Raw genomic sequence first — 23,405 nt, 5'->3', positions numbered from 1 at the left:
TAATGAGCGCTTGCGCGAAGAAGAGAGCATCATGACTGTTTTCTTGGATCTCGGGCAGCGGCCGGACGAACCGGGACCGCCGATCCACGGACCCGCGACCTACCCCGACGACGTCGTCGAGCGGCTGAGCGCCGACGCGGCGACGATCATCGCCCGCTATCCGCAGTCCAGGTCGGCCTTGCTTCCGCTGCTGCACCTCGTGCAGGCCGAGGACAGCTGCCTGACCCCTGCCGGAATCGCCTTCTGCGCCCGCCAATTGGGTCTCACCGATGCCGAGGTCACCGCTGTCGCGACGTTCTACTCGATGTACCGGCGCACCCCGACCGGGGACTATCTGGTCGGCGTGTGCACCAACACGCTGTGCGCGATCATGGGCGGCGACGCGATCCTGGAAAGCCTGGAAGCCCACCTCGACATCGCCCCCGGGCAGACGACCGCGGACGGCACGATCACCCTGGAACACGTCGAATGCAACGCCGCGTGCGATTACGCCCCGGTGGTGATGGTCAACTGGGACTTCTTCGACAATCAGACGCCGACGTCGGCGCGCGACCTCGTCGACGCGCTGCGCTCCGGGCAGCCGCCGACTCCGTCGCGCAGCGGCGCACTGTGCACGTTCAGACAGACCGCGAGAACACTTGCCGGACTGCCGGATCCGGACTCCCCCGGTGCCGGCCCGGTCGGTCCCGCCACCCTCGCCGGGCTGCGGTTCGCCCACGAACACGACATGGCCGCCCCGCGACCCGGCGCCCCAACCGACTCCACGCCGGATGAGACACCGGAGCAGGCCGTCGCCGCGGAATCGGTCAAAGACGAACCCGCCCCGGCACCGGAAGCCCATGTTCCTGCGCGGTCGTCGACAACTGAGACCAATCCCGACGAGGCGGACGAGTCATGACGGCCCTGTCCCCCGTGCTCACCCGGTTCTGGGACGAACCACAGCCGTGGACGCTGGACACGTATGTCCGGCACGGCGGTTACCAGGCGCTGGAGCGGGCGCTGGCGATGGGCCCGGACGATGTGATCACCACCGTCAAGGACTCCGGGCTGCGCGGTCGCGGCGGCGCCGGCTTCCCGACGGGCACGAAGTGGTCCTTCATCCCGCAAGGCGACGAGGGTGCGGCGGCCAAGCCTCACTACCTGGTCATCAACGCCGACGAGTCCGAACCCGGGACGTGCAAAGACATTCCGCTGATGCTGACCACGCCGCACTTCCTGGTCGAGGGCGCGATCATCGCGGCGTACGCGATCCGGGCGCACCACGCGTTCATCTACGTCCGGGGCGAGGTGGTGCCGGTGCTGAGGAGGCTGCAGGCCGCGGTCGCCGAAGCCTATGCGGCCGGGCATCTCGGCACCGACATCCACGGCACCGGGTTCGATCTGGAACTGATCGTGCACGCCGGTGCGGGCGCCTACATCTGCGGTGAGGAGACCGCGCTGCTGGACTCGCTGGAGGGCAGGCGGGGCCAGCCCCGGCTGCGGCCCCCGTTCCCCGCCGTGGCCGGCCTGTACGCGTGCCCGACGGTGGTCAACAACGTCGAGTCGATCGCCAGCGTGCCACCGGTCCTGCTCCACGGCGTGGACTGGTTCCGCTCGATGGGGTCGGAGAAATCGCCGGGCTTCACGCTGTACTCGCTGTCGGGTCACGTCACCACCCCCGGGCAGTACGAGGCGCCGCTCGGCATCACACTGCGCGAACTCCTCGACTACGCCGGCGGGGTGCGCGCCGGGCACGAACTGAAGTTCTGGACTCCCGGCGGCTCGTCGACCCCGCTGCTGACCGCCGAACATCTGGACGTGCCACTGGATTACGAGGGTATGGCCGGTGTCGGATCGATGCTGGGCACCAAGGCGCTGCAGATCTTCGACGAGACGACGTGCGTGGTGCGCGCGGTGCGGCGCTGGACGCAGTTCTACGCGCACGAATCCTGCGGTAAGTGCACGCCGTGCCGGGAGGGTACCTACTGGCTGGCGCAGATCTATGCGCGGCTGGAGACCGGCGCGGGTACCGAAGCCGACCTCGACAAGCTGCTCGACATCTCCGACAACATCTTCGGGAAGTCGTTCTGCGCGCTCGGTGACGGTGCGGCCAGCCCGATCATGTCCTCGCTCAAGTACTTCCGCGACGAGTACGAGGCTCACCTGGCCGGTCCGTGCCCGTTCGACCCGTACGCCTCGATGCTGGCCGCACCGGAAGGAGTGGGCGCATGACGCTTGCCGAACGCGGGCAGGACGCGCCGCCGGTCGAGATGGTCACACTGACCATCGACGACCACCAGATCACCGTGCCCAAAGGCACTCTGGTGATCCGGGCGGCCGAATTGATGGGTGTGCAGATCCCCCGCTTCTGCGATCACCCGCTGCTCGACCCGGTCGGCGCCTGCAGGCAGTGCCTGGTCGAGGTCGAGGGCCAGCGCAAACCGCTGGCGTCGTGTACCACCACGGTGGCCCCCGACATGGTGGTGCGGACCCAGCACACGTCCGCGTCGGCCGACAAGGCCCAGCACGGGGTGATGGAACTGCTGCTGATCAACCACCCGCTGGACTGCCCGATCTGCGACAAGGGTGGCGAATGCCCGCTGCAGAACCAGGCGATGTCCCACGGCCGCACCGAAACCCGGTTCGAGGACGTCAAGCGCACGTTCCCGAAACCGATCCACATCTCGTCGCAGGTGCTGCTGGATCGCGAGCGGTGCGTGCTGTGCGCGCGCTGCACCCGGTTCTCCGACCAGATCGCCGGCGACCGCTTCATCGACCTGCTGGAACGCGGGGCGCTCCAGCAGGTCGGCATCGCCCCGGGTGAACCGTTCCAGTCGTACTTCTCGGGCAACACCGTGCAGATCTGCCCGGTCGGGGCGTTGACCGGAACGGCCTACCGGTTCCGGGCCCGACCCTTCGACCTGGTGTCCAGTCCCAGCGTGTGCGAGCACTGCGCATCGGGATGCGCCCAGCGCACCGATCACCGGCGCGGAAAGGTGATGCGCCGCCTGGCCGGTGACGATCCCGAGGTCAACGAGGAGTGGAACTGCGACAAGGGGCGCTGGGCGTTCACCTATGCGACGGTCGGCGACCGGATCACCACCCCGCTGGTCCGCGACGGCGACGCGTTACGGCCGGCGTCGTGGTCGGAGGCACTCACGGTCGCGGCGGCCGGGCTGGCCGGCGCGGTCGGACGCGCGGGCGTGCTGGTCGGCGGCCGGTCGACCGTCGAGGAGGCCTACGCGTACGCGAAGTTCGCCCGGATCGTGCTGTCCACCAACGACGTCGACTTCAGGTCCCGGCCGCACAGCCGGGAGGAGGCCGACTTCCTCGCCGCGCACGTCGCGGGGCGGCCGATGCACGTCACGTACTCCGACCTGGAGAACGCGCCCGCCGTACTGCTGGCGGGGCTGGAACCCGAAGAGGAATCACCGATCGTCTTCCTGCGCCTGCGCAAGGCGGTCCGCAAGCGCGGCCTGCAGGTGCGTGCGGTCGCCCCGCTGGCGTCTCGCGGGCTCGACAAACTGTCCGGCCGGCTGATCAGTACCGCGCCGGGCGGCGAGGCTGCCGCGCTGGACGACCTCGCCGCCGACGACCTGCTGACCATGCCCGGGGCGTTGATCCTCGTCGGCGAGCGGCTCGCGACGTCGCCAGGCGCGTTGTCGGCCGCGGGCCGGCTCGCCGAGGCCACGGGTGCGCGGTTGGCGTGGATTCCGCGCCGGGCCGGGGACCGCGGCGCGGTGGAGGCCGGCGCCCTGCCGAACCTGCTGCCGGGCGGACGCCCGGTCGGCGACGACGCGGCACGCACCCAGACCGCGCGCGATTGGCACGTCGACGAACTGCCCGCCACCGCGGGCCGCGACACCGACGGCATCCTCGACGCGGCCCGCGGCGGCGCCCTCGGCGCGCTACTGATCGGCGGGGTCGAACCCGCCGACCTTCCCGACCCGGACTCGGCACTGGCCGCGATCGAGGCTGCACCGTTCGTCGTCAGCCTGGAGATCCGGCACGGCCCCGTGACCGAGCGGGCCGACGTCGTGTTCCCGGTCGCGCCGGTGGCGGAAAAGGGTGGCGCTTACCTGAACTGGGAGGGCCGAAGCCGCCCGTTCGAACCGTCGCTGCGCACCAACGCCGTGACCGATCTCCGCGTGTTGACGATGCTGGCCGACGAGATCGGCATCGATCTGGGGTTGCCCTCGGTTCCGGCGGCCGCCGACGAGCGCGGCCGGCTCGGATTGTGGTCCGGCGGGCGCGCCGCGGCTCCGGGGGTCGGCGCCGCGGCGCCCACCCCGGAATCGGGACAGGCGGTGCTGGCCGGCTGGCGCATGCTCCTGGACGCGGGCCGCCTCCAGGACGGCGAACCGTACCTGGCCGGGACGGCGAAGCCGCCGACCCTGCGCCTCTCCGCGGCCACCGCCGCCGAGATCGGCGCCCGCGACGGCGACCCGGTCACCGTGCGCAGCGCGCGGGGCGCGCTGACCTTGCCGCTGACCGTCACCGCGATGGCCGACCGGGTGGCATGGCTGCCGCTGAACTCCCCCGGCTGCCACGTCCATCAGAGCCTCGGTGTCACCGCCGGGGCCCTCGTGTCGCTCGAAGTGTCGACCGGAGCGTCGACCGAACCGGGGCAGGGGGTACCGGCATGACCTATCCCGACCCGACCCTGTTCGGCCACGATCCGCTGTGGCTGATCATCGCGAAGGCCGTCGGGGTCTTCGGGTTCCTCGTGCTGACGGTGCTCACCGCGATCCTGCTCGAACGAAAGATCCTGGGCCGCATGCAGTTGCGGTTCGGCCCCAATCGCGTCGGGCCGCGTGGTCTGCTGCAGTCGCTGGCCGACGGCATCAAGCTCGCCCTCAAGGAGGGACTGGTACCGGCCGGGGTCGACAAGGGGATCTACCTGGCCGCGCCGGTGATCTCGGTGATCCCGGCGTTCATGGCGTTCGCGGTGATCCCGCTCGGCGGCGAGGTGTCGGTGTTCGGGCACCGCACCGCGTTGCAGTTGACCGACCTGCCGGTCGCGGTGCTCTACATCCTGGCGGTCACCTCGATCGGGGTGTACGGCATCGTGCTGGCCGGCTGGGCGTCGGGGTCGGTGTACCCGCTGCTCGGTGGTCTGCGATCGTCGGCACAGGTGATCTCCTACGAGATCGCGATGGCCTTGTCGTTCGTGGCGGTGTTCATCTACGCGGGCACGATGTCGACGTCGGGCATCGTCGCCGCGCAGAACGACGTCTGGTACATCTTCCTGCTGCTGCCGTCGTTCCTGGTGTACGTGACCTCGATGGTCGGCGAAACCAACCGGGCTCCGTTCGATCTGCCCGAGGCCGAGGGTGAGCTGGTCGGCGGTTTCCACACCGAGTACTCGTCGCTGAAGTTCGCGATGTTCATGCTCGCCGAGTACGTGAACATGACGACCGTGTCGGCGCTGGCGACGACGCTGTTCCTGGGCGGGTGGCACGCCCCGTGGCCGATCTCGCTCTGGGAGGGTGCCAACAGCGGGTGGTGGCCGCTGCTGTGGTTCACCGCCAAGGTGTGGATGTTCCTGTTCGTCTTCATGTGGCTGCGCGCCACCCTGCCGCGGATGCGCTACGACCAGTTCATGGCGCTGGGCTGGAAGATCCTGATCCCGGTGTCGTTGGGCTGGATCGCGATCGTCGCGGTGACGCATTCGCTGCAGGAGCGCGGCCTGCAGGCGTGGGCGACCGCGTCGCTCGGACTGTTGATCGCGGCGGTCGCACTGGCCGCCCTGCTGGTGTGGCGACGGTTGCGCAGCATGAACACTCGCCGGACAACGCCGCCACCGCCCACCCCGCCCGCGGGTGGCGGCGCGTTCCCGGTGCCGCCACTACCGGTGAAGGAGCATGCGGATGTCTAGGTTCTTGGACGCCATCGCGGGATTCGGCGTCACGTTCGGGTCGATGTTCAAAAAGCCCATCACCGAGCAGTATCCGGAGAAGCCCGGCCCGGTCGCAAAGCGCTATCACGGCCGCCACCAACTCAACCGGTACCCCGACGGGCTGGAGAAGTGCATCGGGTGCGAACTGTGCGCCTGGGCGTGCCCGGCCGACGCGATCTACGTCGAGGGCGCCGACAACACCGAGGCCGAGCGCTATTCGCCCGGTGAACGGTACGGGCGGGTGTACCAGATCAACTATCTGCGCTGCATCGGCTGCGGTCTGTGCATCGAAGCCTGTCCGACGCGGGCTTTGACCATGACCAACGACTACGAGATGGCCGACGACAACCGTGCCGATCTGATCTACGGCAAGGACAAACTGCTGGCCCCGCTGCAGCCCGGGATGGAACCGCCCCCGCACGCGATGGCGCCCGGCAGCACCGACGAAGACTACTACCTCGGGAATGTGCTGGGCGGCATCAAATGACGGAGACCATCCTGTTCTGGGTGATGGCGGTGATCGCGGTCGCCGGCGCGCTCGGGGTGGTCGCCGCACCGAAGGCCGTCTACTCGGCGATGGCGTTGGCGACCACGATGATCTCGTTGGCCGTGCTCTACATCGCGCAGGGCGCCCCGTTCCTGGGGGTGGTGCAGATCGTGGTCTACACCGGCGCGGTGATGATGCTGTTCCTGTTCGTGCTGATGCTGATCGGCGTGGACTCGTCGGAATCCCTGGTGGAAACCCTTCGCGGGCAACGGGTTGCGGCGATCGCGGTCGGTATCGGGTTCGGCGTCCTGCTGATCGCCGGAATCGGCACGGTCTCGGTGCACGGATTCGTCGGGATCGAGCAGGCCAATGCCGGCGGCAACGTCGAGGGGCTGGCCGCGCTGATCTTCACCCGGTATCTGTGGGCGTTCGAGCTGACCGGCGCGCTGCTGATCACCGCGGCGCTCGGGGCGATGGTGCTCGCGCACCGAGAGCGTTTCCAGCGCCGCAAGTCCCAGCGCGAACTCGCCGTGGAACGGTTCGCGCCCGGTATGCACGCGACGACCCTGCCCAACCCCGGCGTGTACGCGCGGCACAACGCCGTCGACGTGCCGGCCCGGTTGCCCGACGGTTCGGCCTCGGAGCTGTCGGTCAGCGCGATCCTGCAGGTCCGCCCGATGCCAGAAGGTGCGGACGGGGGTGAGCATGAATCCCGATAACTACCTCTACCTCTCGGCGCTGCTGTTCACCATCGGCGCTGCCGGAGTTCTGCTGCGGCGCAACGCGATCGTGATGTTCATGTGTGTCGAGCTGATGCTCAACGCGGCGAACCTGGCGTTCGTCGCGTTCTCCCGCATCCAGGGCAACCTGGACGGCCAGATGGTCGCGTTCTTCACGATGGTCGTCGCCGCCTGCGCGGTGGTGATCGGCCTGGCCATCATCATGACGGTGTTCCGGACCCGGCGCTCGGCGAGCGTCGACGCGGCAAGCCTGCTGAAACACTAGGGGTTTCATGACACTACCGGTGTGGCTCTTGATCGCGCTCCCACTGGCGGGCGCGGCGGTCCTGCTGCTGGCGGGCCGGCGTGCCGACGGCTGGGGTCACCTGGTCGGGACGTTGGCGGCGCTGGCTTCCTTCGCCTGCGCGGCCGTGTTGTTCGTGGACATGGCCGGCCGCGACGCCGAACACCGGGCTACCGGTGAGACGCTGTTCAGCTGGGTTCCGGTCGGCGAGTTGCGCGTCGACTTCGGACTGCACCTCGACCAGCTCTCCATGTGTTTCGTGTTGCTGATCACCGGTGTCGGATCGCTGATCCACATCTACTCGATCGGGTACATGAAGGAGGACCCCGGCCGCAGACGTTTTTTCGGTTACCTCAACCTGTTCCTGGCGGCGATGCTGCTGTTGGTGCTCGCCGACAACTACCTCGGCCTGTACATGGGTTGGGAGGGGGTGGGCCTGGCGTCGTATCTGCTGATCGGATTCTGGTCGTACAAACCGTCGGCGGCGACGGCGGCCAAGAAGGCGTTCGTGGTCAACCGGGTCGGCGACATCGGGTTGGCGGTCGCGCTGATGGTGATGTTCGCGGCCGTCGGGGCGGTCGGATTCGGCGACGTGTTCGCCGCCGCACCACAACTCGGCGAGGGCACGCTGACCGCGATCGGGCTCGCGCTACTGCTGGCCGCGTGCGGCAAGTCGGCACAGGTGCCGCTGCAGTCCTGGCTCGGCGACGCGATGGAGGGCCCCACCCCGGTGTCGGCACTCATCCACGCCGCGACGATGGTCACCGCCGGTGTCTACCTGATCGTGCGGTCGGGCCCCGTCTTCGACCTGGCCCCGCACGCGCAGACCGCCGTCGTGGTGGTCGGCGCCGTCACGCTGCTGTTCGGTGCTGTGATCGGATGCGCGAAAGACGACATCAAGAAGGCACTGGCCGCATCGACGATGAGCCAGATCGGTTACATGGTGCTCGCCGCCGGCCTGGGACCTGCCGGGTACGCGTTCGCGATCATGCACCTGCTCACCCACGGCTTCTTCAAGGCGGGGCTGTTCCTCGGCGCCGGGTCGGTGATGCACGCGATGGACGACGAGGTGAACATGCGCCACTACGGCGGCCTGCGTCGCGCGCTGCCCGTCACGTTCGTCACGTTCGGGCTCGGTTACCTGGCGATCATCGGCATTCCGCCGCTGGCCGGGTTCTTCTCCAAGGACGGCATCATCGAGGCCGCCCTGGGCGCCGGCGGGCTCAAGGGCGTGGTGCTCGGCGGCGCAACGATTCTCGGCGCCGGGATCACCGCGTTCTACATGACGCGGGTGATGCTGATGACGTTCTTCGGCGAGAAGCGCTGGGCCGAACACTCGCATCCCCATGAGGCGCCCGCGGTGATGACGTGGCCGATGATCCTGCTCGCGATCGGCTCGGTCACCGCAGGTGGCGCGCTGGCGATCGGCGGCACGCTGGAGCACTGGCTCGAACCGGTGGTCGGCGCGCACGAGATCCACCACGTGCTGCCGGTGTGGGTGGTGACCGTCATCGTGTTGTCCGTCGTCGCGGTCGGCATCGGCGTCGCGTACCGCATGTACGGCCGCCGCCCGGTGCCCGTGGACGTGCCGGACGGGTCGCCGCTGACCGTCGCCGCGCGGCGGGACCTCTACGGTGACGCGTTCAACGAAAGGGTGCTGATGCGGCCGGGTCTGGCGTTCACCCGCGGGTTGGTCGAGATCGACGACGACGCGGTCGACGGGGCGGCCGGCGGGCTCGCGGCCGCGGTGTCGCGCCTCTCGGAAGGGTTGCGGCGGTTGCAGACCGGGTTCGCCCGCTCGTACGCGCTGTCCATGCTGGCGGGCGCGGCGGCCGTCGTCGCGATGATCCTGGCGGTGAACCTGTGGTGACCTCGATTCCGGTGCTGACCGTGCTGTGGGCGATCCCGATGCTCGGCGCGGCCCTGGTGCTGGTGTTGCCCGCCGCGGCGCGCCACCTCGCGAAATGGGTGGCGCTGGCGGTGTCCCTGGCCGTGCTGGTGGTCGCCGCCGTCATCGCGGTGAACTTCGATCCGGGCGGCGAGCAGTTCCAGTTCGTCGAGAACTACCGGTGGATACCGTCTTTCGGCACCGGCTACATCCTGGGCGTCGACGGGATCGCGCTGGCCTTGGTGGTGCTGACCGCGGTGCTGTTGCCGCTGCTGATCGTCGCCGGGTGGAACGACGCCCGCGACCGGGTCAGCTGGGGTGGCCGGTCCACCCACATCTATTTCGCGCTGACGCTGGCCGTCGAGGGCATGGTGCTGATCTCGCTGGTGTCGCTCGACATCCTGCTGTTCTACGTGTTCTTCGAGGCCATGCTGATCCCGATGTACTTCCTGATCGGCGGCTTCGGCGGTGAGCACCGCAGCAGGGCCGCGGTGAAGTTCCTGCTGTACAACCTGTTCGGCGGTCTGATCATGCTGGCCGCGGTGGTCGGGCTCTACGTCGCGACCGCCACCAGCGACGCGTTCACCGCGGGCACGTTCGACTTCCGCGCCATCGTCGCGGCGGTAACCTCCGGCGAGTTCGTCGTCAATCCCGCTGTGATGCACCTGTTGTTCGGCGGCTTCATGTTCGCGTTCGCGGTGAAGGCGCCGTTGTGGCCGTTCCACCGCTGGCTGCCCGACGCCGCGGTCGAGGCCACCCCGGCCAGCGCCGTGCTGATGATGGCGATCATGGACAAGGTCGGCACGTTCGGCATGATCCGCTACTGCCTTCCGCTGTTCCCGGATTCGGCGGTCTGGTTCAGCCCGGCGATCATCACGCTGGCCGTGATCGGCATCGTGTACGGAGCCGTCGTCGCCATCGGTCAGACCGATGTGATGCGGTTGATCGCCTACACCTCGATCTCGCATTTCGGGTTCATCATCCTGGGCATCTTCGTGATGACCACCCAGGGCCAGTCCGGATCCACGCTGTACATGGTCAACCACGGCATCTCGACCGCCGCGCTGTTCCTGATCGCCGGATTCCTGGTGTCTCAGCGCGGATCCCGGCTCATCAGCGCCTACGGCGGTGTGCAGAAGGTCGCGCCGGTACTGGCCGGGACCTTCTTGGTCGCCGGCCTGGCCACGCTGTCGCTGCCCGGGTTGGCGCCGTTCATCAGCGAGTTCCTGGTCCTGATCGGCACGTTCACCCGCTACCCGGTGCTGGCGGTGCTCGCGGCCAGCGCCCTGGTGCTGTCGGCGATCTACATCCTGTGGATGTACCAGCGGATGATGACCGGGCCCGTCCCGGCGGCGCTGGAGCACGGCGAACACAAGATCCGCGATCTGCTGCCCCGCGAACTCGCGGTCGTCGTCCCGCTGATCGCGCTGCTGCTGGTGCTCGGCATCTATCCCAAGCCCGCACTCGACATCATCAACCCGGCGGTCACCCACACGTTGACGACCGTCGAACAGAGCGACCCCGCACCCCGGATGGCGGAAGGCCCGGCCCGATGAACCTTTCGTTACCGACACCGTCGGTGGAGTACTTCTACCTGTCCCCGATGCTCATCGTGCTCGGCGCCGCGGTCCTCGGGGTACTCGTCGAGGCTTTCCTGCCGCGGAATCGCCGCTACGGCGCGCAGGTCTGGCTCAGCCTGGTCGCGTTGGTCGCCGCACTGGTCGCCGTCGTCCTGGTGGGCCGCGACCTGCACGGCGGGGCGGGGGTGTCGGCGGTGATGGGCGCGGTCGCCGTCGACGGGCCCGCACTGTTCCTCCAGGGCACCATCCTGATGGTCGGGGTGCTGGGCGTGCTGCTGATCGGCGAGCGACAGCCCACCGCCGACGTCGAGGCCGACGGCATCCGGGGTCTGGACGCCTTCACCCCGCAGGCGTCCGCGGTCGCGGGCAGTGTCGCCGAGAAGGTCGCGACCAGACTGGGTGTCGTCCAGACCGAGGTGTTCCCGCTGACCATGTTTGCCGTCGCCGGGATGTTGCTGTTCCCGGCCGCCGACGATCTGCTGACGATGTTCATCGCGCTCGAGGTGCTGTCGCTGCCGCTGTACCTGCTGTGCGGGCTGGCCCGGCGGCGCAGGCTGCTGTCGCAGGAGTCGTCACTGAAATACTTTCTGCTGGGCGCGTTCTCGTCGGCGTTCTTCCTGTACGGCGCGGCCATGATGTACGGGTACGCGGGAACGCTGAAACTGCAGGGCATTGCCGACGCGGTCGCGGCGGGCGAGGGCCGGTCATCGCTGGCGTTGATCGGGATCGCGCTGCTGCTCGTCGGTGTGCTGTTCAAAGTCGGTGCGGTGCCGTTCCATTCGTGGATCCCGGACGTCTACCAGGGCGCGCCGACGCCGATCACCGCGTTCATGGCGGCCGCCACGAAGATCGCCGCGTTCGGCGCGATGCTGCGCCTGTTCTACGTCGCGCTGCCGGAGCTGCGCGACGACTGGCGACCGGTGCTGTGGGCGATCGCGATCCTGACGATGATCGTCGGCACCGTCACGGCGGTGACCCAGAACGACGTCAAACGCATGCTCGGATACTCGGCGGTCGCCCACAGTGGGTTCATCCTGACCGGCGTGATCGCGGGCAACGAAGCGGGGGTGTCGTCGACGCTGTTCTATCTGTTCGCGTACGGCTTCTCCACCGTCGGCGCGTTCGCGGTGGTCGGGATGGTGCGCGACGCCGACGGGCACGAGGACAGCACGCTGGCGCGGTGGGCCGGGTTGGGCAGGCGGTATCCGTTGACCGGCATCGTGTTCTCGCTGTTCCTGCTCGCGTTCGCCGGCATCCCGCTGACGAGCGGGTTCGTCAGCAAGTTCGCGGTGTTCAAGGCCGCCGGCGAAGGCGGGGCGATCCCGCTGGTCGTGGTCGGTGTCATCGCCAGCGCGATCGCGGCGTACTTCTACGTGCGGGTGATCGTGTTGATGTTCTTCACCGACCGGCCCGACGACGCGCCGACGGTCGTGGTGCCCAGCGCGCTGACCACGGCCGTCGTCACCGTCACCGCGGCGGTCACGTTCGCGCTCGGGGCGCTGCCGCAGCCGTTGCTGGACCTGGCCGACTCGGCCGACCGGTTCTTCTGATAGCAAAGTAGACATGTCCGCAGAGTTGGCGATGACCGCCGATCACGACTTCGTCCGGGTGATCACGCTGAACCGGCCGTCGTCCCGCAATGCGCTCAGCCGCGACCTGATCCGGGCCACCTACGCGGCGCTGACCGCCGCGGACTCCGACGCGTCGGTGCGTGCCGTCGTGCTCACCGGCGCCGATCCGGCGTTCTGCGCCGGCGTCGACCTGAAAGAGGCTGCGCGCGACGGGCTGTCGTACTTCGAGGAGTTCCGCTCACAGAGCTGCATCACCGCGGTGGCGAACATGCGCACGCCGGTGGTCGGCGCGATCAACGGCGCCACCTTCACCGGCGGGCTGGAGATGGCGCTCGGCTGCGACTTCATGATCGCCTCGGAGCGTGCGGTGTTCGCCGACACGCATGCGCGGGTGGGCATCCTGCCGGGCGGCGGGATGACGGCGCGGTTGCCGCAGCTCGTCGGCGCCGCGATGGCTCGGCGGCTGTCGATGACCGGTGAAGTGGTCGACGCCGCGCGCGCCGAACGCATCGGGCTGGTGACCGAGGTGGTGGCCCACGAGCGGTTGATGGAGCGGGCGATCGAGCTGGCTCGCCAGATCGCCGAGGTGCCGCGCCCGACGATGCGCGGCCTGAAGGAGATCTACACGACCGGCGCGGCAGCGGTCGTCGACCCGGCGCTGGCCGCCGAGGAGGCGATCGCGTTCGCCCAGCACCGTGACCTCGACGCCCTCGGTGACCGGTTCAGTGAGGTGTCGCAGCGCAACAAGGACCAGATCGCCCGCGGCTGAGTGCCAAGCGCGCTCGGCCGTCCTCAGGTGGCGACGCCGTGCAGCAGGATGTCGGTCGTCGTGTCCACCCACGACGGGCTCTCCAGCGCGCCGGGGGTCTGCAGCAGGGCCAGCAGCGTCGCGCCGCCGACCAGGCTGACGAGCCGGTCGGGATCGACACCCTCCCGGACCTCGCCGCGTTCGACCGCGTCGTGCAGCCGGGCCCGCACGGCGGCGAACAGGTCGGTGAACCGGGCCCCGATCCGGCCGGTGAGCTCGGCATTGGCCGACATGTCGGAGATCAGTCCGGGCAGCGCGGCCCGTACGACCGGACTCAGGAACACCTCGCGGGTCGTCTCGATCATCGCCCGCAGATCGGCGGCGATGTCCCCCGGCGGGGACTGCATCACGGTCGGCGTCGCCGGGAACGCGGCCTCGTGGACCAGTTCGGCCTTGCTCGACCATCGCCGGTACAACGCGGTCTTGGTCGTGCCCGCCCGCTCGGCGACCGCGGCCATCGTGACATTCGAATAGCCGATTTCGACAAGTAGATCCGCCGTCGCCTCCAATATGGCAGCGTCGATGCGCGGGTCCCGCGGGCGCCCCGCGCCCGTGGCCTTTACACCCGTGGACGGGTCTGTTTTCATATCGCTACTCACGGTATCGTATTAGCGGGCTTCGAGGCCCGAATATCGACGGGAAGGACCAGTGCGGTGACGAGCGAACCCGCTGTCGACAACGTGGAACGACTCCAGCGCTCCAGCCGGGACCTGTCCGACGTGCCCACGACGCTGTCGCGTTGGCTGTCGACGCTGATCCCGGACGTCACCCCGGAGATCACTGTCGAAAGTGGTATCGACGCCAACGGAATGTCCTCCGAAACGATCCTGTTGAACGGGCGCTGGGCGCAGGGCGGCGACGCCGTAGAGCACCGCTGGGTCGCCCGGGTGGCGCCCACCGAGGCCGACATCCCCGTATTCGAACACTACCGCCTCGACCACCAGCACGAGGTGATGCGCAAGGTCGCCGAGCTGACCGATGTCGCGGTACCGCCGGTGCGCTGGCTGGAGACCTCCGGCGACGTGCTGGGCCGGCCCTTCTTCCTGATGGACCGCGTGGACGGGCTGGTCCCGCCCGACGTGATGCCCTACACCTTCGGCGACAACTGGCTCTTCGACGCGACCGCCGACCAGCAGCGCCTGCTGCAGGACCGCACCCTCGAGGTGCTGGCCGCGCTGCACTCGATCCCGGACGCGGCGCGCACCTTCGGCTTCCTGCAGGACATCGATCCGCCCGGCGAGACCGCGCTGCACCGCCACTTCGGCTGGCTCAAGGACTGGTATGCGTTCAGCGTCCCCGGCATCGGCGCCTCGCCGCTCGTCGAACGCGCCCTGGGCTGGCTGGAGGACCACTTCCCCGACGACGTCGCGGCCACCGAACCCGTTCTGGTGTGGGGTGATTCGCGCATCGGCAACGTCATCTACCAAGACTTCTCCCCCGTCGCCGTGCTGGACTGGGAGATGGCGACGGTCGGCCCGCGTGAGTTCGACGTGTCGTGGATCATCTTCGCCCACATGGTGTTCCAGGAACTGACCAAGCTGGCCGGCCTCCCCGGTATGCCGGACTTCCTGCGGGAGGACGACGTCCGCGCCACCTACCGGGAGCTGACGGGCGTCGAGGTCGGCGACCTGAAGTGGTTCTACGTGTATTCGGCGGTGGTGTGGTGCTGCGTGTTCATGCGCACCGGGGCGCGCCGCGTGCACTTCGGCGAGATCGAGAAGCCCGCCGACATCGAAACGCTGTTCTACCACGCGTCATTGCTCAAACGACTGATCGGAGAGGCCGACTGATGCTCGGACCGATGGACGAATACCCGGTACACCAGATCCCGCAGCCGATCGCGTGGCCCGGTTCCTCGGATCGCAACTTCTATGACCGGTCGTACTTCAACGCTCACGACCGCACCGGCGACATCTTCGTCATCACCGGACTCGGCTACTACCCGAACCTCGGCGTGAAGGACGCGTTCTTCCTGGTAAGACGCGGTGACACCCAGACCGCGGTGCACCTGTCCGACGCGATCGACCAGGACCGGCTCAACCAGCACATCGGCAACTACCGCGTCGAGGTCATCGAGCCGCTGCGCAAGCTGCGCATCGTGCTCGACGAAACCGAGGGCATCGCAGCGGATCTCACCTGGGAGGGGCTGTTCGACGCCGTCCAGGAGCAGCCGCACATCATGCGGCGCGGCACCCGGGTGACCCTGGACGCACAGCGCTTCGCCCAGGTCGGCTCGTGGAGCGGCCAGTTGTCCATCGACGGCGCCGACATCGCCGTCGACCCCGACCGCTGGATCGGCACCCGGGACCGGTCGTGGGGTATCCGGCCGATCGGTGAGGCCGAACCGCCCGGACGTCCCGACGATCCGCCGTTCGAGGGCATGTGGTGGCTCTACGTGCCGATGGCCTTCGACGACTTCGGCATCGTGATCATCATCCAGGAGGACCCGCAGGGTTTCCGCTCCCTCAACGACTGCAGCCGGATCTGGAAGGACGGCCGCGTCGAGCAGCTGGGTTGGCCGCGGGTCAAGATCCACTACCGCTCCGGCACCCGCATCCCGACCGGCGCGACGATCGAGGCGACCGCGCTGGACGGCAGCCCGGTCAGGTTCGACGTGGAATCCAAACTGCCCGTGCCGATTCACGTCGGCGGCGGGTACGGCGGCGACTCGGACTGGCTGCACGGGATGTGGAAGGGCGAGAACTTCACCGAACGCCTCACCTACGACATGACCGATCCCGCGATCGTCGGCCGCGCCGGCTTCGGCGTCATCGACCACGTCGGCCGTGCCGTGTGCCGCGATGCCGACGGCACCGAGCGCGAGGGGTGGGGCCTGTTCGAGCACGGGGCGCTGGGCCGTCACGACCCGTCCGGTTTCGCCGACTGGTTGACCGTCGCGCCATGAGATCCGTCGCACCTCACGAGCCGTCGCGGTAGCGGATCGCCCACGACGCGGAGAAGACCTCGCCGGGGGCCAGCCACCGCAGCCCGTGCCCGCTGTTGAGCGCGTTCGCCTCGGCGGTCATGGGTTCGAGCGCCACGGCGGTCACGTCACCGTCCGCGGTCGGGAATGCCCGGGTGACGAATACGTGCACGTACGCGAATCCCGGATCGGCCCACAGTGATACGGACCGTCCGTCGCCGGCGCGCAGCGTATGGGTGCGGCCGCCGGCGCCGAGCCGAACCGCCCAGCAGTCATCGAGGTCGAGGTCGGCGACCGGGCGGCCGCCGCGCAGGTCCCACCGGGTGCCGTCCACCGCGCTCGTGCCGACCGGGATCAGTCGGCCGTCGACGTCGACGTGGCGCTCACCGTCGACCGTGAGGGTCAGACTGTCGGCCGGGACGTCGCCGATGGTCAGGAACGGGTGCGCACCGATCCCCACCGGTGCGTGCGCCTCCCCCGTGTTGCGCACCGCGTGCGTGGTGTGCAGGCCGTCGCCCGTCAGCCGGTAGGTGACCGAGGTGTCGAGCGAGAACGGGTAACCGTCGCGCGGAGGCACCGGCGCGGCAAGGGTTATCGACGACGAGGAACGCCGCACCGTCCGGTAGGCGGTGGCGCACAGCAGGCCGTGCAGCGCGGTGTGGTGGACAGGGTCGGTGATCGGCAACCGCTGCGCACGCCCGTCGAGGGACCACTTCCCGTCGGCCACCCGGTTGGGCCACGGCACCAACACCTTTCCGCAGAAGTACGGCGCCTCACCAGCGACCGGCAGGGGTGTGAGGGCGACACCGCCGACCGACAGGCCGCGCAGTGCGGCACCGACGCGGCCGATCACCGCACGCACCGCCCGGTCACCGGTCTGCAACACCACGTCGTGGTCGATGTCGTCGCCCACCTTCGCCGTCATCCGCCCGCGCCCCGGCCCGGGTAGGTACGCGAGATCGACGGCTCGGGATGTCCGGCGCGGCGCGTCGCGGTGCGGACGGCATCGGTGACGGTGTCGACGTCGGTGGCGTCGACGAGTGCGATCACGCAGCCACCGAATCCGCCGCCGGTCATGCGCGCACCCAGCGCGCCCGCCCGCACCGCGGTGTCGGCGATCAGATCGAGGTGTTCGGTGGTGATCGCGAAATCGTCGCGCATCGACGCATGCGATTCGCTCAACAGCGCGCCGACCTCGTGCAGCCGAGACCGCTCGAGCGCGCGCACGGTGTCGAGCACCCGCCGGTTCTCGGTGAGGATGTGGCGGGCGCGCCGCCGGTCCGTGGCATCCGGCACGGCGTCGAGCGCGGTGACGTCGTGACCCTGCACGTCGCGCAGCGAGGACACCCCGAGCGCGGCGGCGGCCCGTTCACAGGACGCGCGCCGCGCCGCGTACTCGCCGCCGGCGTGGCGGTGCGGGGCGTGTGAGTTGATCAGCAGCAACGCCGCCCCGTGCGCATCCGGGTCGAACACCACCGGCGCCGTGCTCAGATGCCGGAAGTCGATCAGCTGCGCGCATCCCGGTTCGGCGAACAGGATGGCCAGCTGGTCGAGCAGACCGGTTGGCGCACCGACGTATTCGTTCTCCGCGCGCCGGGCCAGGTGGGCCTGTTCCATCCGGTCCAGCGGTGGGCCGCCCGCGCCCAGGATCGCTCCGAGGACCGCGCACTCCAGCGCCGCCGAGGACGCCAGCCCCGAGCCCATCTCGACGCCGCCGGAGATCAGCAGCGCTCCGCCCGGTACCGGGTGGCCGGCGCCGCGCAGCGCCCACACCACCCCGGCGACGTAGGCGGCCCACCCCGTGACGTCCCCGGGCTGGGTCGTGACGGGGAAGGACACGGAGTGTTCGGCGCGGTCGCTGCGCACCACCAGCGTGTCGCCGCCGGCAGGATGGAACACCGCGATGGTGCGCTCCGGCAAGGCGATCGGCAGCGCGAATCCGGCGTTGTAGTCGGTGTGTTCGCCGATCAGGTTGATCCGCCCCGGCGCCGAGTAGCGGACGATGTTCGCGGTCACGGTCACTGTCACAGCCGCCTGAGGGTCGCGGCGAGGGCCTCCGGGCTGACGTCGTTGATGAACGCGCCCATCACCGATTCCGAACTCGCCAGGTACTTCGTCTTCGCCGCGCTGCGCCGGGTCGAGATGACCTGCGCGTGGAAATACCCTTCCCGCTGCGCGTCGGCGTCGGCGTACTGATGCAGCGCCGCCATGTACGGCAACGGCGCGCCGTACATGCGGTCGAGCCGCCCCAGCACGTCCCGGTAGAGGTCGGCGAAATCGTCCAGCTCGGCGTCGTCGAGGTCGGCGAGGCTGTGGGCGAACCGGTTCGGGTAGATGTGCACTTCCACCGGCCACCGGGCCGCGAACGGCACGAACGCGGTGAAGGCGCCGGTGCGGGCGACGATGCGGCTTCCGTCGCGGATCTCGTGACGCAGGATGTCGCCGAACATGTTGGTGCCGGTCGCCGCGCGATAGGTGTCGGCCTGCCGGAGCATCGTGGTGGTGCGCGGTGTCGTGAACGGATAGCCGTAGATCTGGCCGTGCGGATGGGTCAGGGTCACCCCGATCTCCTCGCCGCGGTTTTCGAAACAGAACACCTGCTCGACTGCGTCGTGGGCGAGCAGATCCCGCGTGCGATGCCGCCAGACGTCGACGACCAGGCGGGCGTGGGCCGGCGTGAGCGCCGCGAAGGATCCGCAGTGGTCGCTGGTGAAGCAGACGACCTCGCAGCGGCCCAGACCCGGCGCCGAAACGAACGGCGCGGCGACCCCATCGGCCGGCGCGGGCCGCCCGGCGCCCGCCAGGCTGGCGAACCGGTTCTCGAAGACCACGACGTCGTAGGCGGGTGCCGGGATCTCGCTGGTCTGTCCGCTCGGTCCGGGACACAGCGGGCACCGGTCGGCCGGTGGCTTGTAGGTGCGCTCCTGGCGGGCGGGGGCGATGATGACCCACTCCCCGGTGGTGCGGTCGAAGCGCAGTTGCGATGGCGGCTGGGCGTTCGGTGTCAGCGCCCGCCGGTCGGTGACGGGGTCGCTGTGGCGCCCGGGTAGGTCGAAGAACAACATCTCGCGTCCGTCGGCGAGCTGCCACCGGGTGGGGGTCGTCGTCGGTATCACTGGGCGGATGCGTTGCGGCGCAATGCCAGCCACGGGTGGCGCCGCTCGTATTCGCGCTGGGCGATCTCGGCGTCGATGATCTGGCGGTAGCGCTGGATCAACTGGTCCCGGGTCATCCCGAACTCCGGCAGCACCTCGTCGTCCGGCGGTCCGCCGTACGGGGCCCAACTGCGCATGAACGCGACGATGTCGTGCGCGAACCGGTCCGCGATCTCGCCGTCGGGCATCAGGAGCCGCCCTTCTTCTTGTTGTAGACGTCGAAGCCGACCGCCGCCAGCAGCACCAGCCCCTTGATCAGCTGCTGGACGTCGCTGCCGATGCCGATCAACGACATGCCGTTGTTCAGCACGCCGAGCACGAATCCGCCGATGATCGCGCCGAACACGGTGCCGACCCCGCCGTTGGCCGAGGCCCCGCCGATGAATGCCGCGGCGATGGCTTCGAGCTCCATTCCGATACCGGCCTGCGGTGTCGCGGAGTTGAGCCGCGCGGCGAACAGCAGGCCGGCCAGCGCGGACAACAGACCCATGTTGACGAACACCAGGAACGTGACCCGCTTGGTCTTCACCCCGGAAAGCCGCGCCGCCGCACCGTTTCCACCGACCGCGTAGACCTGCCTGCCGATCACGGTGGAGCGCATCACGAACGCGTACACCACGAACGCGACCGCCAGGATGATGCCGACGACGGGGACGCCGCGGTAGCTGGCCAGCAGCAGCGTGAACGCCGCCAGGGCCGCGACGATCGCGGCGCACTTGGCGACGAACCAGCCGGTGGGCAGCACGTCGAACCCGTACTGCGACTGGGCTCGCCGTTGCCGCAGTTGCTGCCAGACGGCGGCGACCATGACCAGCACGCCGAGGATGATGGTGGGCCAGTGGTAGAGCGCCCCGTCGCCGATCTCGGGCAGGAACCCGCTGCTGACCTGACTGAAGGTGCGCGGGAACGGCGCGATGGACTGACCCTCCAGCAGGTACTGGGTGGCGCCGCGGAACACGAGCATGCCGGCCAGGGTCACGATGAACGACGGGATCCCGACGTAGGCGATCCAGAAGCCCTGCCACGCACCGATCGCCGCACCCAGCGCGAGGCACAGCGCCACCGCGATCGGCCACGGCATCGAATGGGAGATCATCAGCACCGCGGACATCGCCCCGATGAACCCGGCGATGGATCCGACCGACAGGTCGATGTGACCGGAGATGATCACGATGACCATGCCGATCGCCAGGATCAGGATGTAGCCGTTCTGCTGGACGATGTTGGTGACGTTGAGGGGTTTGAGCAGGATCCCGTCGGTGAGCAGCTGGAACAGCACGACGATCAGCACCAGCGCGACCACCATGCCGTACTGCCGGAAGTTACCGCGTACCAGCGCCTTCAGCCGGCCGGTCGGGGTTTCCGGTGGCGAGGGCGGCGACGCGTCCGGCGTCGCGTCCACCGTGGGAGAGGCAGTCATTCGGTTCGTCCCTTCATCATGTAACGCATCAACGTCTCCTGCGCGGCGTTCTCACGCGCGACCTCACCGGTCAGCCGCCCCTCGTTCAGCGTGTAGATGCGGTCGCACAACCCGATCAGCTCGGGCAGCTCCGAGGAGATCACGATCACCGCTTTACCCTGGGCGGCAAGCGAGTTGATGATCGTGTAGATCTCGTACTTGGCACCGACGTCGATGCCTCTGGTGGGCTCGTCGAGGATCAGCACATCGGGATCGGCGAAGATCCACTTGCTCAGCACCACCTTCTGCTGGTTGCCACCGGACAGGTTGCCGGTGGTCGCCTTCACCGACTGGGCCTTGATGTGCATGTCCTTGCGGAAGCGTTCGCCGACCACCGATTCGAGGTGTTCGTTGATCACCGACATCTTGCTGACCTTCGGTAGCGATGCCAGCGTCACGCTCCTGGCGATGTCGTCCATCAGGTTCAGTCCGTAGTGCTTGCGGTCTTCGGTGGCGTACGCGATCTTGTGGGCGATCGCCTCGGCCACCGTTCGCGTCTGGATCTCCTTGCCGTCCTTGATGACCCGGCCGCCCGCCTTCTTGCCGTAGCTGCGGCCGAACACGCTCATCGCCAGTTCGGTGCGTCCGGCGCCCATGAGCCCGGCCAGGCCCACGACTTCGCCACGGCGCACGTGCAGCGACACATCGTCGACGACCTTGCGGTGCTGGTCCAGCGGGTGGTAGACGGTCCAGCCCTCTATCTCGAAGGTCACATCTCCGATGGGATGCGGTTGCCTGGCGGGGAATCGGTCGACCATGTCCCTGCCGACCATGCCGCGGATGATGTGTTCTTCGGTGACGGCGTCGTCGACCGCGAGCGTCTCGATGGTCTGCCCGTCGCGCAGGATGGTGATGTTGTCGGCCACCCGCATCACCTCGTTGAGCTTGTGCGAGATGATGATGCACGTCAGCCCCTGCGCCCTGAGCTCCCCGATGAGGTCGAGCAGGTGGCGGCTGTCCTCGTCGTTGAGCGCGGCGGTCGGCTCGTCGAGGATCAGCAGTTTCACCTTCTTCGACAGCGCTTTCGCGATCTCGACCAGCTGCTGTTTGCCGACCCCGATGTCGGAGATCCGGGTGCCGGGGCTTTCCCGCAATCCGACGCGCTCCAGGAGCCGCTGGGCGTGCCGGGTGGTCTCGTGCCAGCTGATCACCCCGGCGGAGGCATGCTCGTTGCCCAGGAAAATGTTCTCCGCGATGGACAGCACCGGCACCAGCGCGAGCTCCTGGTGGATGATCGCGATGCCGCGGCGTTCACTGGACCTGATGTCCTTGAAATCGCCGGGGCGCCCGTCGAAGGTGATCTCGCCGGAGTACGTCCCGTGCGGGTAGATGCCGCTGAGGACCTTCATCAGGGTCGACTTGCCCGCGCCGTTCTCCCCGCAGATCGCATGGATCTCGCCGGGCTGCACCGTCAGGTTGACCTGGTGGAGCGCCGTGACGGGCCCGAATCGCTTGGTGATGTCGCGCATCTCGAGCAACGGCGCGGTGCGGGACGTCATCAGGCCAGCTGTGCGGAGGTGTAGTAGCCGGAGTCGATGAGCACCTGCTGGTAGTTGCTCTTGTCGACACTGACCGGCTCGAGCAGGTACGCGGGCACGACCTTGACACCGTTGTCGTAGGTGGTGGTGTCGTTGACCTCGGGCTCGCCGCCGGTCAGCAGCGAATCTGCCATCTGCACCGCCGATTTCGCCAGTTCGCGGGTGTCCTTGAACACGGTCTGGGTCTGCTCGCCGGCGATGATGGACTTGACCGAGGCGAGCTCGGAGTCCTGACCGGTGACGATGGGCAGCGGGTTGGCCGGTGTGCCGTAACCGGCACTCTTGAGCGCGGAGATGATGCCCAGCGACATTCCGTCGTACGGCGAGAGCACCGCGTCGACCCGCCCGCTGGTGTAGGCCCGGCTGAGCAGGTTGTCCATCCGGGACTGTGCCAGCCCGCCGTCCCAGCGCAGGGTGGCGACCTGGTCGAAGGAGGTCTGCCCGCTGCGGACGATCAGCTTGCCGCTGTCGATGTAGGGCTGCAGCACGCTCATCGCGCCGTCGAAGAAGAAGGTGGCGTTGTTGTCGTCGGGCGAGCCGGCGAACAGTTCGATGTTGTACGGGCCGGCGTTCTGTTCGACACCGAGTTTGTCGACGATGTAGGTGGCCTGCTGCACGCCGACCTTGAAGTTGTCGAATGTCGCGTAGTAGTCCACGTTTTCGGATCCGCGGATCAGGCGGTCGTAGCTGACGACGGGGATGTCGGCATCGGCGGCGCGCTGCAGGATGTCGGTCAGCGACGATCCGTCGATCGGTGCGACGACCAGAACCTTGACCCCCTTGGTGATCATGTTCTCGATCTGCGAGACCTGGTTCTGCACGACGTCGTCGCCGTACTGCAGGTCGGTGTCGTAGCCGAGGGACTGGAACTGCTCGGCCATGTTGTTGCCGTCGGCGACCCACCGTTCCGAGGATTTCGTCGGCATCGCTATGCCGACGGTGCCGGCCCGTTCGCCACCGGCGGCGGCGCTGTCGTCGCTCGTCGTGGACCGACCGCAACCGACACTCGCGAACATGGTGACCGCGGCGAGCGCGCCCACCATGCGAACAACATTTTTACGCATGGGAAGTCCTTCGATTGGCCGTGCTCAACAC

The 23,405-nt window shown here is 68.6% G+C and carries 21 protein-coding genes; 13 read left to right on the top strand and 8 right to left on the bottom strand.

Features of this window, described 5'->3' with window-relative positions:
* Nucleotides 1-31 precede the first annotated feature (31 nt).
* The 11 genes from nuoE to BST38_RS00300 are packed head-to-tail and all read left to right on the top strand — an operon-like array spanning nucleotide 32 to nucleotide 13,196.
* Nucleotides 32-898, top strand: a complete 867-nt coding sequence (gene nuoE, locus BST38_RS00350; RefSeq protein WP_181792014.1) for an NADH-quinone oxidoreductase subunit NuoE — start codon at nucleotides 32-34, stop codon at nucleotides 896-898.
* Nucleotides 895-2,211 (top strand): NADH-quinone oxidoreductase subunit NuoF, encoded by a 1,317-nt coding sequence (gene nuoF, locus BST38_RS00345; RefSeq protein ID WP_083141244.1) that lies wholly within the window; start codon nucleotides 895-897, stop codon nucleotides 2,209-2,211. The genes nuoE and nuoF overlap by 4 nt, the downstream gene beginning before the upstream one ends.
* Nucleotides 2,208-4,625 (top strand): NADH-quinone oxidoreductase subunit G, encoded by a 2,418-nt coding sequence (locus tag BST38_RS00340; protein ID WP_083141243.1) that lies wholly within the window; start codon nucleotides 2,208-2,210, stop codon nucleotides 4,623-4,625. Before nuoF ends, BST38_RS00340 begins: the two co-directional genes overlap by 4 nt.
* Entirely contained in the window at nucleotides 4,622-5,857 is a 1,236-nt protein-coding gene (gene nuoH, locus BST38_RS00335) for an NADH-quinone oxidoreductase subunit NuoH (RefSeq protein ID WP_083141242.1), read from the top strand. Before BST38_RS00340 ends, nuoH begins: the two co-directional genes overlap by 4 nt.
* Nucleotides 5,850-6,365 carry an NADH-quinone oxidoreductase subunit NuoI gene (nuoI, locus tag BST38_RS00330; RefSeq protein ID WP_083141241.1) on the top strand — a complete coding sequence of 172 codons (516 nt, stop codon included), beginning with the start codon at nucleotides 5,850-5,852 and terminating at the stop codon, nucleotides 6,363-6,365. Before nuoH ends, nuoI begins: the two co-directional genes overlap by 8 nt.
* Nucleotides 6,362-7,084, top strand: a complete 723-nt coding sequence (locus BST38_RS00325) for an NADH-quinone oxidoreductase subunit J (RefSeq protein ID WP_083141240.1) — start codon at nucleotides 6,362-6,364, stop codon at nucleotides 7,082-7,084. The genes nuoI and BST38_RS00325 overlap by 4 nt, the downstream gene beginning before the upstream one ends.
* Complete coding sequence (gene nuoK / locus BST38_RS00320; protein WP_083141239.1) at nucleotides 7,071-7,370, top strand: NADH-quinone oxidoreductase subunit NuoK; 300 nt, start codon at nucleotides 7,071-7,073, stop codon at nucleotides 7,368-7,370. The genes BST38_RS00325 and nuoK overlap by 14 nt, the downstream gene beginning before the upstream one ends.
* Nucleotides 7,371-7,377: 7 nt before the next feature.
* Nucleotides 7,378-9,258, top strand: a complete 1,881-nt coding sequence (gene nuoL, locus BST38_RS00315; protein ID WP_083141238.1) for an NADH-quinone oxidoreductase subunit L — start codon at nucleotides 7,378-7,380, stop codon at nucleotides 9,256-9,258.
* A complete protein-coding gene (locus BST38_RS00310; RefSeq protein WP_083141237.1) occupies nucleotides 9,252-10,832 on the top strand; it encodes an NADH-quinone oxidoreductase subunit M in 1,581 nt (526 codons plus the stop codon). The genes nuoL and BST38_RS00310 overlap by 7 nt, the downstream gene beginning before the upstream one ends.
* Complete coding sequence (gene nuoN, locus BST38_RS00305) at nucleotides 10,829-12,406, top strand: NADH-quinone oxidoreductase subunit NuoN (RefSeq protein WP_083141236.1); 1,578 nt, start codon at nucleotides 10,829-10,831, stop codon at nucleotides 12,404-12,406. The genes BST38_RS00310 and nuoN overlap by 4 nt, the downstream gene beginning before the upstream one ends.
* 13 nt (nucleotides 12,407-12,419) lie before the next feature.
* Entirely contained in the window at nucleotides 12,420-13,196 is a 777-nt protein-coding gene (locus BST38_RS00300; protein ID WP_083141235.1) for an enoyl-CoA hydratase, read from the top strand.
* A 23-nt stretch (nucleotides 13,197-13,219) separates the two neighbouring features.
* Here BST38_RS00300 and BST38_RS00295 read toward each other — a convergent pair whose 3' ends face one another.
* Nucleotides 13,220-13,822 carry a TetR/AcrR family transcriptional regulator gene (locus BST38_RS00295; RefSeq protein WP_083141234.1) on the bottom strand — a complete coding sequence of 201 codons (603 nt, stop codon included), beginning with the start codon at nucleotides 13,820-13,822 and terminating at the stop codon, nucleotides 13,220-13,222.
* A gap of 66 nt (nucleotides 13,823-13,888) precedes the next feature.
* Here BST38_RS00295 and BST38_RS00290 point away from each other — a divergent pair, with 66 nt between their 5' ends.
* Nucleotides 13,889-15,025, top strand: coding sequence for a phosphotransferase family protein (locus tag BST38_RS00290; protein ID WP_083141233.1), 1,137 nt, complete (start codon nucleotides 13,889-13,891; stop codon nucleotides 15,023-15,025).
* The gene (locus BST38_RS00285; protein ID WP_083141232.1) at nucleotides 15,025-16,140 is read left to right on the top strand and encodes an Rv3169 family protein; all 1,116 of its coding nucleotides are present in this window, start codon (nucleotides 15,025-15,027) and stop codon (nucleotides 16,138-16,140) included. The genes BST38_RS00290 and BST38_RS00285 overlap by 1 nt, the downstream gene beginning before the upstream one ends.
* 13 nt (nucleotides 16,141-16,153) lie before the next feature.
* On the opposite strand, the gene BST38_RS00280 is transcribed toward BST38_RS00285, so the two are convergent.
* Genes BST38_RS00280 through chvE form a run of 7 tightly spaced genes read right to left on the bottom strand, consistent with a single transcriptional unit; the run spans nucleotide 16,154 to nucleotide 23,374 of the window.
* The gene (locus BST38_RS00280) at nucleotides 16,154-17,083 is read right to left on the bottom strand and encodes an aldose 1-epimerase family protein (protein ID WP_083141231.1); all 930 of its coding nucleotides are present in this window, start codon (nucleotides 17,081-17,083) and stop codon (nucleotides 16,154-16,156) included.
* Nucleotides 17,080-18,186, bottom strand: coding sequence for a galactokinase (locus BST38_RS00275; RefSeq protein ID WP_237160622.1), 1,107 nt, complete (start codon nucleotides 18,184-18,186; stop codon nucleotides 17,080-17,082). The genes BST38_RS00280 and BST38_RS00275 overlap by 4 nt, the downstream gene beginning before the upstream one ends.
* Entirely contained in the window at nucleotides 18,183-19,223 is a 1,041-nt protein-coding gene (gene galT / locus BST38_RS00270; RefSeq protein ID WP_083141651.1) for a galactose-1-phosphate uridylyltransferase, read from the bottom strand. Before galT ends, BST38_RS00275 begins: the two co-directional genes overlap by 4 nt.
* A 47-nt stretch (nucleotides 19,224-19,270) precedes the next feature.
* Nucleotides 19,271-19,501 carry a hypothetical protein gene (locus BST38_RS00265; RefSeq protein WP_083141230.1) on the bottom strand — a complete coding sequence of 77 codons (231 nt, stop codon included), beginning with the start codon at nucleotides 19,499-19,501 and terminating at the stop codon, nucleotides 19,271-19,273.
* Entirely contained in the window at nucleotides 19,501-20,733 is a 1,233-nt protein-coding gene (mmsB, locus tag BST38_RS00260; RefSeq protein ID WP_083141229.1) for a multiple monosaccharide ABC transporter permease, read from the bottom strand. Before mmsB ends, BST38_RS00265 begins: the two co-directional genes overlap by 1 nt.
* Nucleotides 20,730-22,271 carry a multiple monosaccharide ABC transporter ATP-binding protein gene (gene mmsA, locus BST38_RS00255; protein WP_083141228.1) on the bottom strand — a complete coding sequence of 514 codons (1,542 nt, stop codon included), beginning with the start codon at nucleotides 22,269-22,271 and terminating at the stop codon, nucleotides 20,730-20,732. Before mmsA ends, mmsB begins: the two co-directional genes overlap by 4 nt.
* On the bottom strand, nucleotides 22,271-23,374 hold the full coding sequence (gene chvE, locus BST38_RS00250; RefSeq protein WP_083141227.1) for a multiple monosaccharide ABC transporter substrate-binding protein: 1,104 nt from the start codon (nucleotides 23,372-23,374) through the stop codon (nucleotides 22,271-22,273). Before chvE ends, mmsA begins: the two co-directional genes overlap by 1 nt.
* Between the last annotated feature and the right edge of the window lie 31 nt (nucleotides 23,375-23,405).

The sequence above is a fragment of the Mycolicibacterium parafortuitum genome (assembly GCF_002086815.1).
Classification (GTDB): Bacteria; Actinomycetota; Actinomycetes; order Mycobacteriales; family Mycobacteriaceae; genus Mycobacterium; species Mycobacterium parafortuitum.
Note: the sequence above shows the minus strand (reverse complement) of the source record. Positions and strands in the feature narration are given on the sequence as shown.

Bases quoted from the DNA above. Each gene is read 5' to 3' on its own strand.
- chvE (WP_083141227.1), bottom strand. From the start codon at position 23,374: ATGCGTAAAAATGTTGTTCGCATGGTGGGCGCGCTCGCCGCGGTCACC.
- BST38_RS00280 (WP_083141231.1), bottom strand. From the start codon at position 17,083: ATGACGGCGAAGGTGGGCGACGACATCGACCACGACGTGGTGTTGCAG.
- BST38_RS00265 (WP_083141230.1), bottom strand. From the start codon at position 19,501: ATGCCCGACGGCGAGATCGCGGACCGGTTCGCGCACGACATCGTCGCG.
- nuoL (WP_083141238.1), top strand. From the start codon at position 7,378: ATGACACTACCGGTGTGGCTCTTGATCGCGCTCCCACTGGCGGGCGCG.
- nuoE (WP_181792014.1), top strand. From the start codon at position 32: ATGACTGTTTTCTTGGATCTCGGGCAGCGGCCGGACGAACCGGGACCG.
- BST38_RS00325 (WP_083141240.1), top strand. From the start codon at position 6,362: ATGACGGAGACCATCCTGTTCTGGGTGATGGCGGTGATCGCGGTCGCC.
- nuoI (WP_083141241.1), top strand. From the start codon at position 5,850: ATGTCTAGGTTCTTGGACGCCATCGCGGGATTCGGCGTCACGTTCGGG.
- BST38_RS00295 (WP_083141234.1), bottom strand. From the start codon at position 13,822: ATGAAAACAGACCCGTCCACGGGTGTAAAGGCCACGGGCGCGGGGCGC.
- BST38_RS00340 (WP_083141243.1), top strand. From the start codon at position 2,208: ATGACGCTTGCCGAACGCGGGCAGGACGCGCCGCCGGTCGAGATGGTC.
- nuoN (WP_083141236.1), top strand. From the start codon at position 10,829: ATGAACCTTTCGTTACCGACACCGTCGGTGGAGTACTTCTACCTGTCC.
- mmsA (WP_083141228.1), bottom strand. From the start codon at position 22,271: ATGACGTCCCGCACCGCGCCGTTGCTCGAGATGCGCGACATCACCAAG.
- galT (WP_083141651.1), bottom strand. From the start codon at position 19,223: ATGTTGTTCTTCGACCTACCCGGGCGCCACAGCGACCCCGTCACCGAC.
- BST38_RS00300 (WP_083141235.1), top strand. From the start codon at position 12,420: ATGTCCGCAGAGTTGGCGATGACCGCCGATCACGACTTCGTCCGGGTG.
- nuoF (WP_083141244.1), top strand. From the start codon at position 895: ATGACGGCCCTGTCCCCCGTGCTCACCCGGTTCTGGGACGAACCACAG.
- mmsB (WP_083141229.1), bottom strand. From the start codon at position 20,733: ATGACTGCCTCTCCCACGGTGGACGCGACGCCGGACGCGTCGCCGCCC.
- nuoH (WP_083141242.1), top strand. From the start codon at position 4,622: ATGACCTATCCCGACCCGACCCTGTTCGGCCACGATCCGCTGTGGCTG.
- nuoK (WP_083141239.1), top strand. From the start codon at position 7,071: ATGAATCCCGATAACTACCTCTACCTCTCGGCGCTGCTGTTCACCATC.
- BST38_RS00285 (WP_083141232.1), top strand. From the start codon at position 15,025: ATGCTCGGACCGATGGACGAATACCCGGTACACCAGATCCCGCAGCCG.